This window comes from Bradyrhizobium brasilense (genome assembly GCF_029714345.1).
Lineage (GTDB): Bacteria > Pseudomonadota > Alphaproteobacteria > Rhizobiales > Xanthobacteraceae > Bradyrhizobium > Bradyrhizobium australafricanum.
The window spans coordinates 6,349,819-6,366,212 of record NZ_CP121669.1; the positions used below are offsets into that span (position 1 = coordinate 6,349,819).

Below are 16,394 nucleotides of genomic sequence, written 5' to 3' on the forward strand. Positions count from 1 at the left end.
TTGAAGCCCGGACCTCAGCGCGGCGCCCCGTCCGTTGTTCCATTGAACCCGAACAGTCGCGAGGGCCGCCTGGCGAGCCCGGTTGCGCAAGGATGGGTGCAGATGGACGCGATCTACGTTGGCATTGATGTGTCGAAGGACCGACTGGACGTGCATGTCCGTCCGAGCGGAGAAGCCTTTGCCGTGGCGCGTGACGGCAAAGGCCTGGAAGAGCTCGTTGCGCGCTTGCAGGCGATCTCGCCGGCGCTGATTGCGGTGGAGGCAACCGGCGGCTTCGAGACGATCGTTGCTGCGGCGCTGGCCGGCGCCCGGCTGCCGCTGGTGGTGGTCAACCCGGCCCAGATCCGGCACTTCGCGCAGGCGGTTGGCCAGCGCGCCAAGACGGACCCGATCGATGCGGCGGTCATCGCGCGGTTTGTCGAGGCGGTGCAGCCGGAGCCGCGTGCGATGCCGGATCAGGAAGCCCGGCTGCTGGCCGAACTGGTCAGCCGCCGACGGCAGATCATCGAGATGATCGTTGCCGAGCGTCAGCGCGAGAAGCGGGCCGAGAACGTCCGCGTCCGCAAGAGCCTTGCCCGCCATATCAAGGTCCTCGAGAAGGAGCTGCCGGAGATCGACAACGACATCGACACGCTGGTGCGCGGCTCGCCAGTCTGGCGCGCCAAGGAGGAGTTGCTGGTCAGCTTTCCTGGCGTGAGCAACACCCTCGCACGGACCTTCCTCGCCGAGGTGCCCGAGCTCGGCACGCTCAATCGGCGTCAGATTGCGAGCCTCGCCGGTCTTGCCCCGTTCACCCGCCAGTCGGGCCGCTGGAAGGGCAAGAGCATGATCGGCGGTGGAAGGGCCAAGCTGCGCGCCGGGCTCTACATGGCCGCCCTGTCGGCCAGCCGATACCATCCGCAGCTCAAGGTCTTCTACCGACGCCTGGTGACCGCTGGAAAGCCCAAGATGGTCGCCCTCATCGCCGTTGCACGCAAAGTCCTCACAACCCTCAACGCCATGCTCAGGGACCAAAAACCATGGCAACCCGCTTGACGAAGAACACAGTCGCTGAGGTGCACGCGCAGCGTGCCTCGAAGGGTGAACGGCCCGGCTAGGTCTGCGCGGCGAAAGCCGGGCCGTCGACCCTTCGAGACGGTCGCTTCGCGACCTCCTCAGGGTGACGGTGTTAGATTTGCGTCAGCGGAGCTTGCCAAGCAGCGCGATCAGCGTCTCGCGCTCCTTGGCGTCCAGCGGCGCCAGCGTTTCCCTGGAGATCACCAGCGCATTGGGTGCGGCCTTGTCGGCCATCTGCTGGCCGGCGCGCGTCAGACTCACCAGCAGGCGGCGGCCATCGTCGGGATCGGGCGCGGTCTCGGTCAGGCCGCGCGCGGTCAGGCGATCGATCACGCCCTTGATGGTCGCAACGTCCATCGAGGTCAGCCGCCCGAGCTGGTTCTGCGAGCAGGCGCCGACCTCGGACAGCTTCGACAGCGCCGCCCACTGTGTCGGCGTCAGATTGATGCCGATCTCGCGGGCGAAGATCACGGCGTGGCGCTGCGACACTTGGCGCAGGATGAAGCCGATCTGCTCGTCCAGCACGTATCCCGGCCTGGTCGCCTTCCCGTTTCGCTTCGGTGCCGCACTCCTTGCCATCGTCCACTCCGCCCTTACAGCGACAGATGCGCGTCCCGGATATCCGGACGCGCATCGAGCTCCGCCATGGTGCCGCCGAAACAGATCCGGCCGCGCTCGATGATATAGGCGCGATCCGAGATCAGCCGGGCGAAATGCAAATTCTGCTCGGAGACGACGATGCTAACGCCCTCTTTCTTCATCGCCAGGATCGCATCGACCATCTGCTCGACGATTTTCGGCGACAGCCCCTCCGAGGGCTCATCGAGCAGCACCAGCGACGGATTGCCCATCAGCGTGCGCGCGATCGTCAGCATCTGCTGCTCGCCGCCGCTCATGCGCCCGCCGGGCCTGCCGCGCATCTCGCCGAGGTTCGGGAACAGCTTGAACAGTTTTTCGCGATCCCATTGCGGCGCGCCCGCCCGCTTCGGCTGCCGGCCGACCTCGAGATTCTCCTCGACCGTCAAATCCGTGAAGATGCGCCGCTCCTCCGGGACATAGCCGAGCCCGCCGCGCACGATCGCGTGCGTCGGCAGATCAGAGACGTCCCGGCCCTCGAACATGACTCGGCCGGAGCGGTTCGCGACCAGGCCGACGATGGAGCGGAACGTGGTCGATTTGCCGGCGCCGTTGCGCCCGAGCAAGGCAACCACTTCGCCCTCGCCGACCTCGAGCGCGATGTCGAACAAGATATGCGCCGGGCCGTAGAAGCTGTTGAGATCCTTCACCGTCAGCTTCATGCCGATGCCCCCTCGCGGTGCCGGGCGTCATAGACGAGGCCCTCGCCGAGATAGATCGCCCGCACCTGGGCATTGCCGCGGACTTCCTCGGGCGAGCCTTCGGCGATCAGGCTGCCGCGGTTCAGCACCAGGATGCGGTCGGCATGCTCGAACACCACGTCCATGTCGTGCTCGGTGAACAGCACGCCGATCGACTGCTCGCGCGCGATCCGAGCCGTCAGCCGCATCAGCTCGACGCGCTCGCGCGGCGCCATGCCGGCGGTCGGCTCGTCCATCAAGAGCAGCTTCGGCTGGTTGGCGAGCGCGATCGCAAGCTCGAGCCTTTTGACGTCGCCATAGGCGAGCTCGCCGCAGGGCCGCTCCGCATAAGCGCCCATGCCGACCAGATCGAGCAGCCGCCCGGCCTCGTCGCGGGCGTGGCGGGCGGTCGAGGCCCACAGGTTGAACAATTGCCCGCCATGCGAGACCAGCGCGACCTGCACGTTTTCGCGTACCGTCATGGTCGGGAATGTCGCCGCGATCTGGAAGGTGCGGCCGACGCCCATGCGCCAGATCACGCGCGGCTTCTTGCCGGTGGTCTCCGCGCCCAGCACGCGAATGCGGCCGCTGTCGGGAATGTTCTGGCCGTTGAGCATGTCGAAGCAGGTGCTTTTTCCCGCGCCGTTCGGCCCGATCAGCGCCAAAATCTCGCCGGCGCGCAGTTCGAAGGAGACGCCGCGCACGGCATGCACGCCGCCATAGGATTTGGTCAGCCCCTCGACCGACAGCAATGTGGGAACCATGCTCATTCGGCGCTCTCGATGCGGGAGGTCAGCAAGGGCGATACCGACGACGAGGATTTGCGCCGGCGATGCATGAAGGCTTCCAGCGTGCCGACGATGCCCTTCGGGAACGCGACCACGATCAGCACCACGAACGCGCCGAGCACGAGTTTTGACCAATCGGTCTGGCTGACCAGCCAGATGTTGAGCGCCTTGTAGACGATGGCGCCGACCACCGCGCCCGACACCGTCTCGACACCGCCGAGCAGCACCATGACCAGCGCATCGACCGACAGCGAGATGCCCATATTGTCGGGGAACACGCTGCCCTTGAGATAGGCGAACAGCGCGCCGGCAAGGCCGGCGACCGTGCCCGCGATGACGAAGGCGGTCCACTGGATGCGCTTGCCGTCGATGCCGATGGCTTCGCTCCGCAGCGGCGAATCACGCGTCGCGCGCAGCGCAAAGCCGAACGGCGAGAACACGATGATGCGGAGGATCATCACCGCGAGCGCGGCGATGCCGAGCGACAGCCAGTAGAAATGCGACGGGCTCGCCGCCCATTTCTCCGGCCAGACCCCGAGGATGCCGTTGTCGCCGCCGGTGACCGACACCCATTGGAACGCGATCGACCAGACGATCTGGGCAAAGGCCAAGGTCAGCATCGCGAAATAGACCCCGGAGAGCTGCACCGCGAAGAAGCCGAATACGGCGGCGCCGAGGAGCCCGAGCAGCGGCCCGAGCAGCAGGCAGGCAATCATCGGCAGGCCCGCCATCTTGGCGAGCAGCGCCACGCCATAGGCGCCGAGGCCGAAATAGGCCGCGTGGCCGAACGAGGCGAGCCCGCCGACCGACATCAGGAAGTGCAGGCTGACCGCGAAGATCACGAAGATCGCGATCTCCGAGCCGACCGTGAGCAAATAATTGCCGGCGACAAACGGCAGCGCGGCGGCAACGATCAGCACGGCGATCGCGGCGAACCGCTCGTTCATGGTCAGCGGCCGCCACGGATTGACGGTGAGACCGGGCGTGCGCCGTGCCGGCGCCTCGGGCTTGCCGAACAACCCCCACGGCCGCACGATCAGCACCACCGCCATCACCAGGAACACCAGGATGATGGAGATCTTCGGGAAGATCAGGATGCCGAAGGCGTTGAGCTCCGAGACCAGCACCGCCGCGACGAAGGCGCCGATGATGCTGCCGAGGCCGCCGATCACGACCACGACGAAGACCTCGACGATGACGCGCAGATCCATCGCGTGGTTGACCGCGTCGCGCGGGATCTGCAGCGCGCCGCCGAGCGCGGCGAGGAAGACGCCGAGCGCGAACACGCTGGTGAACAGCCATTTCTGATTGACGCCGAGCGCAGCCACCATGTCGCGGTCCTGCGTCGCCGCGCGCACCAGCACGCCCCAGCGGGTGCGCTGGAACAACAGCCAGAGCACGCCGAGCACGACCGGCCCGAGCACGATCAGGAACAGATCGTAGCTCGGAATATTCTGGCCGAAGAAATCGATCGCGCCCTTGAAGCCGGGCGCGCGGCGGCCGACCAGATCGTCCGGGCCCCAAATCAGCACCACGAGATCCTCGACCATCAGCGTCAGGCCGAAGGTGGCGAGCAACTGGAACAGCTCCGGCGAATGGTAGATCCGGCGCAGCAGCACCATCTCGACCAGCACGCCGATGGCGGCCACGGCCAGCGCGGCAACGACGATGCCGCCCCAGAACCCGAACGCGCCCGAGAAGCGCTCGGTCAGGGTAAAGGCGACATAGGCGCCGAGCATGTAGAACGCGCCATGCGCGAAATTCACGATCCGCGTCACGCCGAAGATGATCGACAGACCCGAAGCGACCAGGAACAGCGACGCCGCGCTGGCAAGACCGGTCAGGAACTGGACGACGTAGAAGGCCATGGGCGGTCCGCGTTGGAGATCACAAGCGTCACTTTCCTTCACCTCGCCCCGCCTGCGGGGAGAGGTCGAAACTCAAGCGCCAGCTTGAGTTTCGGGTGAGGGGGACTCTCCACGAACACGACTCGTGGAGACAGCCCCTCACCCCAACCCTCTCCCCGTAAGAACGGGGAGAGGGAGAAGAAAAAATCAATCCTTCGGCCGCAGCTTCTCGATCTCGGCATCGCCGGGCAGATAGTCCGCCCCCTTGCGATAGGCGGTGTCGACCATGATGCCCTTGCCGTCCTTCAGCGCGGTCTTGCCGGTGAACGCGCCCAGCGTCGACTGGTGATCGATCTTGCGGAAGGTGATCTCGCCGAACGGCGACGGCATCGAGATGCCTTCCGCCGCCGCGATCAGCTTCTCCGGATCGCTCGAGCCGGCCTTGGCAAGGATCGCCGCCGCCGCCTTGATGGTCTGGTAGCCGACGATCGAGCCGAGCCGCGGATAGTCGTTGTACTTGGCCTGGTAGGCTTTCAGGAACGCGTCGTGCTCGGGCGTCTTGATCGAATACCAGGGATAGCCGGTGACGATCCAACCTTCCGGAGTCTCGTCCTTCAGCGGATCGAGATATTCCGGCTCGCCGGTCAGGAAGCTCACCACCGTGCGGCCCTTGAACAGGCCGCGGGTGTTGCCTTCGCGCACGAGCTTGACGAGGTCGGCGCCGAAGGTGACGTTGAGGATCGCTTCCGGGTTCGCCGCGGCAACCGCCTGCACCACCGGGCCGGCGTCGATCTTGCCCTGCGGCGGCCACTGCTCGTCGACCCACTGGATGTCGGGCCGTTTCGCCGACATCAGCTTCTTGAACACCGCGACCGCCGACTGGCCGTATTCATAGTTCGGCGCGATCGTCGCCCAGCGTTTTGCAGGCAGTTTTGCGGCTTCTTCCACCAGCATTGCCGCCTGCATGTAGTTCGACGGTCGCAGGCGGAACGTATAGCGGTTGCCCTTCGACCAGGTGATGGCGTCGGTCAACGGCTCAGCCGCAAGAAAGAACACCTTCTTCTGGTTGGCGAAGTCTGAGACGGCAAGGCCGATATTGGAAAGGAACGTGCCGGTGAGCATCGCGACGTTCTCGCTCGACACCAGCTCGTTCGCCGCGGTCTGCGCATCCGCCGGCTTGCCGCCGTCGTCCTTGGAAACGACCACGAGCTTCTTGCCGTTGATGCCGCCCGCCGCGTTGATCTCTTCCACCGCAAGCTGCCAGCCCTTGCGATAGGGCTCGGTGAATGCCGGCAGCAAGGAATAGGAGTTGATCTCGCCGATCTTGATTTCGCTCTGCGCCATGGCCTGCGTCGTCATGGCACTCGTCGCCATGGTCGCGACCGCGATCGCCAATCCCGCCCCTACGAAATAACCACGCATCCCGTCCTCCAGTTTTTCTTCAAAGAGATTATCGCAATCCGTCTTCGCCCTTGATCTCGCCGATCGTCAGCCCGCCGACGCGCGGCAGCGGCCGTCCACTGTCGGTCACCGCGACCGCGACCATGATCTCGTTGGCCCGCGGCGCGTCGTTGATCTGCACTTCCATACCGTCGAAATGGCTGCGCACGAAAGCCGCGTCCTTGTGCCCGAGCGGAATATCCAGCGTGGTGCCGGGCCCCGAGCGCTTCTTCGACGACGGGATCAGCGCCGCGCCCTTCGACAGCACCTTGCGCACCGGCGCGCCCATCTTCGGATGCAGGATCGCCGCCGCATGTTCGAGCTCGCCATTCTCGCCGACGGCGGCGGCCTTGCCGTAGCTGTGCGCCTTGGCGCCGTCGATGCCGAGCGCGGCGACGGCCCGTTTCGAGAGCAGTTCGCCGAGTTCCTCGCCAATCGCGATCAACGGCGACAGATCCTCGACATAGCGGCCGGCAAAGGGGTTTTCGATCACGGCGATCGCGGCAGCACGCCTTGTCGGCGGTGCGATGGTCTTGCCCATCTCCAGATGGGTCTCCTCGACCACGGTGACGATCTTGCGAATGACGGCGCTCATCTTGCCTCGCTTCCAGTCATGCCCGCAGCATGTGTTCTATCGTTTGTCCCTGAAACGCGTGCGACGCCGGCGCCCCAATCCCAGTTGCACCGACAAGCCGCGTTTCGCCCAGTAGACGCAATGCCGCGCCCTCGATCAATCTCGACATCAGGAGGTCGCGCGCCCGCGTCGCCCCCACCTCGAGCGCCTGCTCAACCTCGTGTTCCGCCAGCCGCCCGACATCGCGGGTCACCAGCCGCGCGCCGAGGTCGCTGTCGGGCTGCAGCTCGTTCGCCGCAACGCGCAGGATCGCGGGATGACTGGGCAGATCGACCGCATTGGCGATCACCGTCGCCGCGGCATCCGCCTGCGACGCCGTCCGCGCCAGCACGGTGACGGCATCGGCGATACCGAGCGAGAAACTGCGGCCATGGCGGCCGCTGGTCGCGATGCCGCGGACCGGCGTCTCGGCATCGACCGTCATCGTGCGCATCACGCCGTGGCGGTCCGGCCGGTCCATCAGGCCGACGGTGAATTGTTCGCCGTCGGCGAGATGCAGGGCAATGTCGCCGCCGTTGTTGACATAGGCACGGTCGAGCGGCGCGGCCTCAAGCATCGCGCCCAAAATTTCCTCGGCGACCGAGCCCGCGACCGCTGCCATCGGCGTGATGAAGCAATCGGCGGCAAACGGCGCGACTGCCGCATGCATCCGCCGCGCGACCACGCCTCTCAACACGCAACGGTGCGGATCGGCGCCACTGCGCAGCTCGGTGAGTTCCGCGCATAGCTCGTCGAGCAAACCGGTGAAGCGCTCGGCCGCCGCTCGATAGGCGGCGCTGACGTCGTCGTCCCTGCCCTTCGCCTCGATGACCAGATCAATCGGACCGTCCTGCAAATGCAGCCGCTTGCCGTCAGGAAGAAGCGCGATTTGCGGAAGCCTAGTCATGCGCGCCGCCCGGGCATCGGCCGGACCTCAGCGCTGTCCCGCAGTGACGACAGCGGCCGGACATAGTCCATGTGACCGCCCAGCGCCGCATAATCGGACATGCGCATCGTGAATTCAATCGGCGCCACCAGTGCCGGGGTCGGCACATAGCCGAAGGCACCGGCCGGCATCTGCGTGACATCGACCATGTAGGTGATGCCCCCGCCCGGCCAGACATAAACCGGCGCGCCGCCGCTGGTCACCCGCGTCAGCGCGTCCTTCACCGAGCGCGTCAGCCGCACCGGATTGTCGGTGACGCCGGCGCGCAGCGATCCGCCCGCGCCGCCCATGAACAGCACGGTGCACAGCGCCGGCTCGCAATTCTCCTGGATGCGCTCGACCGAGAACTTGAGGTCCGCGGGCATCTCGGTCTCGACCGGCTTCAACGCCTCGTCGAGCACGTAATAAGAAGCATGTTCGCCGGTGGTCGAGACCATCAGCATGGTGAGCCCGGGCCGCGCCTCCTTCGCATTGAAGGGACCGAGGATCGACAGCGGATCGGAGATGTTGGTGCCGCCCCATCCGGTGCCGGGATCGGCGACCTGGAAATAGCGGCCGGGCGTCGAACGCCGCCCCTTCATCTTGATGCCGGTGTCGGCGATGTCGAGCAGCTTGCCGGCCTGGTGCTCGCTGAGCACGCCGGTGATGTGGTCGTCGACCACCACGACCTCGTCGACCTTGCCGTGCCATTGCTTGGCGAACATGCCGATGGTCGCCGAACCGCAGCCGACCCGCATGCGCTCTTCTGCCACACCATTGACGATCGGCGGCCTGCCGGCCTGCACCACGACGGTGGCGCCGCCGTCGATGGTCAGCTCGACCGCCTTGCAGTTGGAGAGATCCATCAGCGTGTCGCAGGTGACGCGGCCCTCCTTCTTGGAGCCGCCGGTCAAATGATGCACCCCGCCGAGCGAGAGCATCTGCGAGCCATATTCGCTGGTCGTGACATGGCCGACCGCCTCGCCGTCCGCGCGCACGGTCGCGGTTTCCGGGCCGAGGTAGCGGTCGGTGTCGATCTTCACCTTGACGCCGCAATACGAGAAAATGCCTTCGGTCACCACGGTGACCATGTCGATGCCGTCGACTTCCGACGACACGATGAAGGGCGCGGGTTTGTAGTCCGGATAGGTGGTTCCGGCGCCGATCGCGGTAACGAAAAGTTCGGGCTCGCGGACGATCTTGCCGTCCCAGTCGCCGCTCACCTGGAACGGAACCAGCTTGCCGCCATGCGACACGGTGCGCTCCAGCACGACGTGCGGATCGACGCGCACCAGCGTGCCGTCATGATTGGCATAGCGGTCGCAGGCGCCGGCCGCGCCCGGCTTGATGTAGCACATCACCGGACAGGCATCGCAGCGGATCTTGTCGCCGGCGGCGACGGTCATTGTGTCAGCCATCGTGACCAAGCCTGGACTTGTGGCGGCGGTCGATCATACTGCGCTTCCGCCTCCCATGCATATCGTTCGTATACGAATGATCCTGCGCGCGAGCCCGGGAGCTGTCAAGCGGCCTTTGCAATCAAACCCTGCCCTTCGCTTGCGCATCCTGTTCATAAAGCGGGCACGCGTTGCAGCGCGGCATGCCGCCGCTTGCACGTTTGTATACAAACGTTATCCTCGTCGGCGATCCGACGCTGGCGTTGCAGCGCAAAACATCAGGGAGAACCGGGGCAATGCGCCTGACCGTGAACGGCAGGAATCATGATGTCGACGCCGCTCCCGACACCGCATTGCTTTACGTGCTGCGCAACGACCTCGAATTGAACGGACCGAAATATGGCTGCGGGCTCGGCGAGTGCGGCGCCTGCGCGGTGCTGATCGACGGCGTCGCTGCGCGTGCCTGCGTGATTCCGATCGAGGGCTGCGCCGGCCGCAACATCGTCACGCTCGAAGGTCTCGGCAGCCGCGAGCACCCCGATCCCGTGCAGGATGCCTTCATCCACGAACAAGCCGCGCAGTGCGGCTATTGCCTCAACGGCATGATCATCACCACCAAGGCCTTGCTGACGCGCAATCCCAATCCGTCCGAGCATGAGGTGCTGGAGGCGCTGCGCTACAATCTCTGCCGTTGCGGCGCGCATATCGAGATCATCCGCGCGGCGATGCGCGCGGCCGGTCACGCGCTCGAGGCGCGCGATTGATGGTCGACGCACGGGCTCCCGAGCAACGCCAGCGCGGCTCGCTGTCGGTCGTCCGCCCCGCGGTGCTGGGCGCGGAAGGCGCGTCCGAGACCTTCATCACCATCACGGCCGACGGCACGGTCAATGCCTATAACGGCCATGTCGACCTCGGCACCGGCATCCGCACCGCGCTCGGACAGATCGTTGCCGAAGAGCTCGACGTCTCCTTTGCCCGCGTCGTCGTGATCCTCGGCGACACCGCCGTTGTGCCGAACCAGGGCCCGACGATCGCGAGCGAGACCATCCAGATCACCGCCGTTCCCCTGCGCAAGGCCGCCGCGCAAGCGCGACATTTTTTGCTCACACGGGCCGCCGAACGATTGGAGCTAGCTGTCGGCGAGCTCACGATCGAGGACGGGCTGATCCGCGGTCACGACAACCGCAGCATCAGCTATGGCGAGCTGATCGGGGACGAGATCATCCGGCTCGATCTCGCCGATGACGTTCCGGTCAAGGCCGTGAGCACCTATTCCGTGGTCGGCAAGTCGGTGCCGCGCATCGACGTGCCGGCGAAGGCCACCGGCGAGCTTGTCTATGTCCACGATGTGCGCGTGCCCGGCATGCTGCACGGCCGTGTCGTGCGCCCGCCTTACGCCGGCGTCGACGCCGGCCCGTTCGTCGGCAACAGCCTGATCGCGGTCGATGAAGCCTCGGTGCGCGATATTCCAGGCCTCGTCGCGGTGGTGCGGATCGGCGATTTCGTCGGCGTCGTTGCCGAGCGCGAGGAGAATGCGATCAAGGCTGCGGCGCAGCTCACGGTGAGCTGGAAGCCGGGGCCGGCACTGACCGATCTCGCCGACGTGGAGAAGGCGCTGCGCGCCAATCCCTCGACGCCGCGCCAGCTGATCGACAAGGGCGACGTCGACGCCGCGATCAAGGCGGCCGCCAAGCCGATGCAGCGGAGCTATCTATGGCCCTACCAGATGCACGGCTCGATCGGCCCGTCCTGCGCGGTCGCCGATTACAGCGAGGGCGCGATCCGGGTCTGGTCCGGCACCCAGAACCCGCACATCCTGCGCGGCGACCTCGCGCTCTTGATCCAGCGGCCGGAATCCGAGATCGACATCGTCAGGATGGAGGCCGCCGGCTGCTACGGCCGCAACTGCGCCGACGACGTCTCCGCCGATGCGCTATTGCTGTCGCGCGCGGTCGGCCGTCCGGTGCGCGTGCAGCTCACCCGCGAGCAGGAGCATGCCTGGGAGCCGAAGGGCACCGCGCAGCTGATGGACGTCAATGGCGGGCTCAACGCCGACGGCAGCGTCGCCGGTTACGATTTTGCCACCCGCTATCCCTCGAACGGCGCGCCGACATTGGCACTGCTGCTCACCGGGCGGATCGCGCCTGACGCCGCGGTGTTCGAGATGGGCGACCGCACCGCGATCCCGCCCTACGACTACGAGAACATGCGTGTCGTCGCCAACGACATGCCGCCGGTCGTGCGCGCGTCCTGGTTTCGCGGCGTCTCGGCGCTGCCGAACACATTTGCGCATGAATCCTACATCGACGAGCTTGCGGCGGAGGCGAAGGTCGATCCGATCGAGTACCGGCTGCGCTATCTGAAGGACCAACGCGCGATCGATCTCGTCAATGCCGTTGCCGAGCGCGCCGGCTGGACGCCGCGCCCGGTGTGGAAAGAGCCGGAGGCGGACGGCGACATCGTGCGCGGCCGCGGCTTTGCCTATGCGCTCTACGTGCACAGCAAGTTTCCCGGTTACGGCGCGGCGTGGTCGGCCTGGATCGCCGACGTCGCCGTCAACAAGGCGACCGGCGATGTCAGCGTGACGCGCGTCGTCGCCGGCCAGGATTCCGGATTGATGATCAATCCGGAGGGCGTGCGGCACCAGATCGAAGGCAACGTGATCCAGTCGACCAGCCGCGCGCTGATGGAGGAAGTGTCCTTCGAGCGCGGCGCGGTGACCGCGCGGGAATGGGGCGCCTACCCCATCATCAAATTCCCCGAGCTGCCGAAGATCGATGTGCTGATGCTGCCGCGGCAGGATCAACCACCGCTCGGCGTCGGCGAGTCCGCCTCGGTGCCGAGCGCCGCCGCGATCGCCAATGCGATCTACGACGCGACCGGCGTCCGCTTCCGCGAATTGCCGTTCACACCGGAACGCATCCTGAAGGGATTGCGCGGCGAGCAACCGGTCGCGCCCGCCCCGCTCCCGCCGCCTGCGCAGACGGCCGACCTCAACAGATGGCAGAATCCCTTTCCAAAGCGCGGCGGCGTGCTCGCCGGCATTGCCGCACTCTGCGCAGCGGCGATCGGCATCGGCGCGGCCGTGCTGCCGTGGCGCGCGATCGCGCCAATCGCGCGGCCCGATGCATCGGTGTATTCCGCCGCGACGATCGCGCGCGGCAAGGAGCTCGCGGCACTCGGTGCCTGCGCCGTCTGCCACACCTCGGAGCACGGCATCTCGAACGCCGGCGGCCGGCCGCTCGAGACGCCGTTCGGCACTATCCATACGACCAATATCACGCCCGACGTCAGCACCGGCATCGGCGCCTGGTCCTATCCCGCTTTCGAGCGCGCGATGCGCGAGGGCATTCATCGCGACGGACACCATCTCTATCCGGCGTTCCCGTACACGCACTTCGCCAGGACCAGCGATGCCGACCTGCAGGCGCTCTATGCCTATCTGATGGCGCAGGCGCCGGTGCGCGCCGAAACGCCGGCCAACGCGCTCGCCTTTCCGTTCAACCTGCGGCCGCTGCTCGCCGGATGGAATGCGCTGTTCCATCGGCCCAACACGTTCCAACCTGATCCCACTAAATCGGAAGTGTGGAATCGCGGCGCCTATCTGATCGAGGGGCTCGGCCATTGCAGCGCCTGTCACTCGCCGCGCAATGCGCTCGGCGCCGAGCGGCAAAGCGCCTATCTCGCCGGCGGCTTCGCCGAGGGCTGGGAGGCGCCGGCGCTGACGTCGCTGTCGAAGGCGCCGATCCCCTGGAGCGAGGACGAGCTCTACGCCTATCTGCGCACCGGCGAGTCCCGCCTGCACGGCGTCGCCGCAGGTCCGATGGCGCCGGTCGTGCAGGAGCTCGCCGCGCTGCCCGACCAGGACATTCGTGCAATGGCGGTCTACCTCGCCTCGTTCAACGACGGCGCCGACCGGCCGGCCCACGATGCCATTGCCGCGAAGCTCGAAGCCGGCACCGTCGTCACCACCGCCGCCTCGGCCGGAGCGCGGATCTATCAAGGCGCCTGCGCGGTCTGCCATGAGGTCGGCGGCCCGCCGCTGTTCGGCAGCCGGCCGTCGCTGGCGCTCAACAGCAATCTGCACAGCGACGCGCCCGACAATCTGATCCAGGTGATCCTGCACGGCATCGCCAAGCCGGCCGTGACCGATCTGGGCTACATGCCGGCGTTCAAGGACAGCATGAGCGACGGCCAGGTCGCCGAGCTCGTCAGCTTCCTGCGGCGGCAATTTGCCCCTGACAAGCCGGCCTGGGCCGATGTCACCGCCGCCGTCGGCCGTATACGGCAGACCATAGCGCGTTGACCTGCCATGTTCCGCCCGATACCCACTGGGCGGGCGGCGCCCGGCAGGCTAAGGTTCCCGCATGACCGTGACAGATATCGCGACCCGGACCTACAACCACGGCTGGCGGCTCGACCCGATCGTGCGCAGCCTGCTGGACACCGATTTCTACAAGCTGTTGATGCAGCAGATGATCCGGGAATGCTATCCGGACACCCGCACGACCTTTTCGGTGATCAACCGCTCGACCCATATCCGGCTCGCCGAGGTCATCGACGAGGCCGAGTTGCGTGCCCAGCTCGACCACGCCCGCACCATCCGCTTCACCAAGAAGGAGCTGATCTGGCTCGCGGGCAACACGTTCTACGGCAAGACCCAGATGTTCTCGCCCGACTTCATCAACTGGCTCTCGAACTTCCGGCTGCCCGAATACGAGCTGCACAAGGTCGACGGCCAGTACGAGCTGCACTTCCACGGGCCTTGGACCCACACCACGATGTGGGAGATTCCGGCGCTCGCGATCCTCAACGAGCTCCGCTCGCGCGCGGCGACCAAGACCTACGGCCGCTTCGCGCTCGACGTGCTCTACGCCCGCGCCAAGGCCAAGCTGTGGGCCAAGGTCGAGCGGCTGCGCAAGCTGGACGGCTTGCGGCTGTCCGATTTCGGCACACGCCGCCGCCATGGCTTCCTCTGGCAGCGCTGGTGCGTCGAGGCGGTGAAGGAAGGCCTCGGCCCCTCCTTCACCGGAACGTCGAACGTGCTGCTCGCGATGGACAACGACCTCGAGGCGATCGGCACCAACGCGCACGAGCTGCCGATGGTCGCCGCCGCCCTCGCCAATGACGACGAGGCGCTGCGCTGGGCGCCGTATCGCATCCTCGACCAATGGCGCCACACCTATGGCGGCAACCTCTTGATCGCGCTGCCCGATGCCTTCGGGACAAAACCGTTCCTGCGCGACGCGCCCGATTGGGTCGCCGACTGGACCGGCTTTCGACCCGACAGCGCGCCGCCGATCACGGCCGGCGAAGAGATCATCAAATGGTGGAAGCAGAAGGGCCGCGATCCCAAGGAGAAGCTGCTGGTGTTCTCCGACGCGATGGATGTCGGCTCGATCGAGGAGACGTTCCACCATTTCAAGGGACGCGTGCGCGTCAGCTTCGGCTGGGGCACCAACCTCACCAACGATTTCGTCGGCTGCGCGCCCGATGGCACCGCCGAGCTCGACCCGATCTCGATCGTCTGCAAGGTGACGTCGGTCGACGGACGCCCGGCCGTAAAACTCTCCGACAATCCGGAGAAGGCGACCGGCATCCCCACAGAGGTCGAGCGCTATTTGCGCGTGTTCGGCAATGTCGGCCGTGTTCGCACCGCAGTTCACGTCTAAACCGGCACAGATATCCCTCCATCGACTGACCTGACGAGTTTCGCATGCCCGCACCCAAGCCGCCTGCCTTCGAAACCCTGAGCCTGCACGCCGGCCAGCGCCCCGATCCCACAACCGGCGCGCGCGCGGTTCCGATCTATCAGACCACGTCCTACGTGTTCCAGGATGCCGATCATGCCGCGGCGCTGTTCAACCTCGAGCGCGCCGGCCACATCTACACCCGCATCTCGAACCCGACGACATCAGTGCTGGAGGAACGGATCGCCGCGCTCGAATGCGGCGTCGGCGCGATCTGCACCGCCAGCGGCATGGCCGCGATGCATCTTGCGATCGCAACCCTGCTCAATGCCGGCGACCACATCGTAGCCTCCGCCTCGCTCTACGGCGGCACCATCAACCTCCTGGCGCACACGCTGCCGCGGTTCGGCATCACCACGACCTTCGTGAAGCCGCGTGCGCTCGACGAATTTCGTGCCGCGATCAAGCCGAACACCCGCCTCGTGATCGGCGAGACCATCGGCAATCCCGGCCTCGAAGTCCTCGATATCCCCGCGGTGGCGCAAATCGCGCATGACGCGAAGATTCCGCTTCTGATCGACAATACCTTCGCGACGCCCTATCTCAGCCAGCCGATCGAGCTCGGCGCCGACATCGCGATGAACTCGGCGACCAAGTGGATGGGCGGCCATGGCATTGCGATCGGCGGCGTGATCGTCGATGGCGGGCGGTTCGACTGGCGCGCCTCCGGCAAATTCCCGCAGCTCACCGAGCCCTATGCCGGCTATCACGGCATCGTCTTCGACGAGCAGTTCGGCAAGGCCGCCTTCATCATGCGGGCGCGCACCGAGGGCCTGCGCGATTTCGGCGCCTGCCTGTCGCCGACCAACGCCTTCCAGCTGCTGCAGGGCATCGAGACGCTCGGCGTCCGCATGGACCGCCACGTCAGCAACACCCATGCGGTGCTGGACGCCCTCGCCGCAAACAAGGCGGTCGACTGGGTGCTGCATCCCTCGCTGGAGACGCATCCGGATTACGCGCTCGCCAAGAAGCTGTTGCCGCGCGGCGCCGGCTCGATCGTCAGCTTCGGCATCAAGGGCGGTCGCGCCGCCGGCAAGAAGTTCATCGAGTCCTTGAAGCTGATCAGCCATCTCGCCAATGTCGGCGACGCCAAGACGCTGGTGATCCATCCCGCCAGCACCACCCACCAGCAGATGGACGCCGAGCAGCTCAAGGCCGCCGGCATCGGCGAGGAGCTGGTGCGGCTGTCGGTCGGCATCGAAACCGCGCAGGACATCATCGACGATCTCGGCCAGGCGCTGCGCGCCTCGCAAAGGACTTAA

Annotated in this window: 13 protein-coding genes; 5 read left to right on the forward strand and 8 right to left on the reverse strand. The window is 66.3% G+C overall.

Annotated elements, in window-relative coordinates:
- Positions 1 to 102: 102 nt before the first annotated feature.
- Positions 103 to 1,035 carry an IS110 family RNA-guided transposase gene (locus QA635_RS29700; RefSeq protein ID WP_283062735.1) on the forward strand — a complete coding sequence of 311 codons (933 nt, stop codon included), beginning with the start codon at positions 103 to 105 and terminating at the stop codon, positions 1,033 to 1,035.
- Between the two features lie 144 nt (positions 1,036 to 1,179).
- On the opposite strand, the gene QA635_RS29705 is transcribed toward QA635_RS29700, so the two are convergent.
- The 8 genes from QA635_RS29705 to QA635_RS29740 form a co-directional block, all read right to left on the reverse strand.
- Positions 1,180 to 1,635 carry a MarR family winged helix-turn-helix transcriptional regulator gene (locus QA635_RS29705; RefSeq protein WP_225163277.1) on the reverse strand — a complete coding sequence of 152 codons (456 nt, stop codon included), beginning with the start codon at positions 1,633 to 1,635 and terminating at the stop codon, positions 1,180 to 1,182.
- Between the two features lie 14 nt (positions 1,636 to 1,649).
- Positions 1,650 to 2,354 (reverse strand): ABC transporter ATP-binding protein, encoded by a 705-nt coding sequence (locus tag QA635_RS29710; protein WP_057017556.1) that lies wholly within the window; start codon positions 2,352 to 2,354, stop codon positions 1,650 to 1,652.
- Positions 2,351 to 3,142: an ABC transporter ATP-binding protein gene (locus tag QA635_RS29715; protein ID WP_016842451.1), complete on the reverse strand. Its 792-nt coding sequence runs from the start codon at positions 3,140 to 3,142 to the stop codon at positions 2,351 to 2,353. Before QA635_RS29715 ends, QA635_RS29710 begins: the two co-directional genes overlap by 4 nt.
- Positions 3,139 to 5,028: an ABC transporter permease gene (locus tag QA635_RS29720; protein WP_283063056.1), complete on the reverse strand. Its 1,890-nt coding sequence runs from the start codon at positions 5,026 to 5,028 to the stop codon at positions 3,139 to 3,141. Before QA635_RS29720 ends, QA635_RS29715 begins: the two co-directional genes overlap by 4 nt.
- 186 nt (positions 5,029 to 5,214) lie before the next feature.
- Positions 5,215 to 6,429 (reverse strand): ABC transporter substrate-binding protein, encoded by a 1,215-nt coding sequence (locus tag QA635_RS29725; protein ID WP_283063057.1) that lies wholly within the window; start codon positions 6,427 to 6,429, stop codon positions 5,215 to 5,217.
- 28 nt (positions 6,430 to 6,457) lie between these two features.
- Positions 6,458 to 7,042, reverse strand: a complete 585-nt coding sequence (locus QA635_RS29730; protein ID WP_283063059.1) for an amino acid synthesis family protein — start codon at positions 7,040 to 7,042, stop codon at positions 6,458 to 6,460.
- Positions 7,043 to 7,058: 16 nt separating this feature from the next.
- Complete coding sequence (locus tag QA635_RS29735; RefSeq protein ID WP_283063060.1) at positions 7,059 to 7,967, reverse strand: UPF0280 family protein; 909 nt, start codon at positions 7,965 to 7,967, stop codon at positions 7,059 to 7,061.
- Positions 7,964 to 9,403 (reverse strand): 6-hydroxynicotinate reductase, encoded by a 1,440-nt coding sequence (locus QA635_RS29740; RefSeq protein ID WP_283063062.1) that lies wholly within the window; start codon positions 9,401 to 9,403, stop codon positions 7,964 to 7,966. The genes QA635_RS29735 and QA635_RS29740 overlap by 4 nt, the downstream gene beginning before the upstream one ends.
- 275 nt (positions 9,404 to 9,678) lie before the next feature.
- On the opposite strand from QA635_RS29740, the gene QA635_RS29745 reads away from it, so the two are divergent.
- The 4 genes from QA635_RS29745 (at position 9,679) to QA635_RS29760 (ending at position 16,394) form a co-directional block, all read left to right on the forward strand.
- The gene (locus QA635_RS29745; protein ID WP_076827089.1) at positions 9,679 to 10,146 is read left to right on the forward strand and encodes a (2Fe-2S)-binding protein; all 468 of its coding nucleotides are present in this window, start codon (positions 9,679 to 9,681) and stop codon (positions 10,144 to 10,146) included.
- A complete protein-coding gene (locus QA635_RS29750) occupies positions 10,146 to 13,688 on the forward strand; it encodes a molybdopterin cofactor-binding domain-containing protein (RefSeq protein ID WP_283063063.1) in 3,543 nt (1,180 codons plus the stop codon). Before QA635_RS29745 ends, QA635_RS29750 begins: the two co-directional genes overlap by 1 nt.
- 61 nt (positions 13,689 to 13,749) lie before the next feature.
- Entirely contained in the window at positions 13,750 to 15,054 is a 1,305-nt protein-coding gene (gene pncB, locus QA635_RS29755) for a nicotinate phosphoribosyltransferase (RefSeq protein WP_092082610.1), read from the forward strand.
- A 44-nt stretch (positions 15,055 to 15,098) separates the two neighbouring features.
- Positions 15,099 to 16,394, forward strand: coding sequence for an O-acetylhomoserine aminocarboxypropyltransferase (locus QA635_RS29760; protein WP_283063064.1), 1,296 nt, complete (start codon positions 15,099 to 15,101; stop codon positions 16,392 to 16,394).